1 protein-coding gene and 1 pseudogene are annotated in these 1,638 nt (G+C 36.4%); one reads left to right on the top strand and one right to left on the bottom strand.

Going from position 1 to position 1,638, the window contains the following annotated elements:
* Window positions 1-630, bottom strand: a 630-nt coding sequence (locus tag PQ474_RS26025) for a cytochrome c biogenesis CcdA family protein (RefSeq protein ID WP_273848482.1), incomplete at its 3' end; no start/stop codon positions are given.
* Between the two features lie 486 nt (window positions 631-1,116).
* Between PQ474_RS26025 and PQ474_RS26020 the strand changes: the two are divergent.
* Window positions 1,117-1,362, top strand: a pseudogene (locus tag PQ474_RS26020) (IS4 family transposase); the annotation flags it as partial.
* Window positions 1,363-1,638 lie beyond the last annotated feature (276 nt).

Here is a 1,638-nt window from a genome sequence, read left to right as displayed (position 1 = left end):
AGGCCAGCAAGCGTAGCGCGGTAGCCTTGACTGAACACTAAAGTAACTAAATGCGACAACTATATTGACAAACACCGCGATCGCAAACCCCATAACTATAAAAGGTAACGAAAATCCTAAAGAAAATGCTGTAATGTTCATAAAGGCGCCAGAAGGATTAGCCATAGAGGAATACATTATTGCACCAAATATCGGACCAATACAAGCAGTCCAACCAGCTGAAAAAATTACCCCTATTAAAAAAGTACTAAAATAAGATGTTTTTTTGGGCCTATACTTGATTCGGAATTCTGACATTAAGAGCTTGGGTTCTATAACACCTGCCAAGAATAATCCAACTAAAACCAAAAATATACCGCCAATCTTTTGAATCGTTGGCTGATAACTTATAAATAGGCTTCCAATTGCACTAAAAGAAAAACCTAGTACATAGTAAATAAAAGAGAATCCCAAACAAAAAATTATTGAGTGTGATAAGGTAACTGTCCACAACTTTTTATTAACTTTTAATTCATTTACCGAGATACCTGTTATATAAGATATAAAAGATGGATAAATGGGGAGTGTACAGGGGGAAATAAAAGCTAAAACCCCAGCGGCAAACGCCAAATATATACTGACTTCAGGCATAAAAACATTCCTTTCAATAATACTTTAAAAGTTAACTGTATTTTGCAGAAAACAAGTACACATAGTTGCAATTGCAGAGTATTGCAACTTGACATGGAGCCTCTATGGGCATGCTCCTTTAGCCAAGAAGCTAGTAGCCATAGGGCTTGGCTGTGCCGAGAAGGCTAGCATACCCACCTCTCCATGTAAAGTTGCAGCCTAATTTGGTCTTTGCAATACTCGGCACTTTTATTTTGCAAAACACAGTAAACTAAAGAATATCATTTATATTTACTACAAGTAAGTATAAGATATGAAGTTTCTTAGAATATTTTCCTATTTTTAACAAAAATATATCCCGCTTAGTTTTACTTTTAAATTGATCCTAAACACTTTGAATTTGGGGAGCACCGCATGCCCATCAAGCTAAGTAAAAACAATACCTCCAATAATGAAAAAACGCTATGCTTATCGTAAGAAGTTTACGAGAAAGGATGGTGTTTTTTTATGAATCCTATCATCTCTAGTGAACTGACACTTTTTTCACAAGAAATACAACGCTTTCTATCGCCAAGAGTCCTTAAAGAAACAGCCCAAATGGTTGGTTTTGTGAGGCGATCTAGTAAGTATCAAGCAGATGAACTCATCGCTCTTTGTGTTTGGTTTAGCCAAGAAGTCGCTAGTACATCACTTACGCAACTATGTAGTCGTTTGGAGGCTTCGACGGGTGTACTCATAAGCCAAGAGGGAGTCATGAGATGGCCATCTACCTCATACCCCAAAATGGTAACGTCTCTTGCTCCTGTAGGAACATCCAAAACAAATCCCAATCCCAGATACAGTTCTTTACAAGATTAAAGCTATTAAATGGCTTTTTTGGCATGGGCATTTTCAGTAGATCATTTTATTTTTCAAATAATTTTATTGAGAAATATTGACTTCTATTAGCTGGTTTAGCATTCCTGTAGTGCGTTAATTTCAACTTTGAAAAAAATAGAGCTCCTCAGTAAGATATGAGTATAGACACCA

Origin of the sequence: Halalkalibacter alkalisediminis (genome assembly GCF_028610705.1) — a bacterium.
Classification (GTDB): Bacteria; Bacillota; Bacilli; order Bacillales; family Bacillaceae_D; genus Halalkalibacter; species Halalkalibacter alkalisediminis.
The sequence above is the reverse complement of the archived record's forward strand: the minus strand, read 5'-3'. Positions and strand labels throughout refer to the sequence as shown.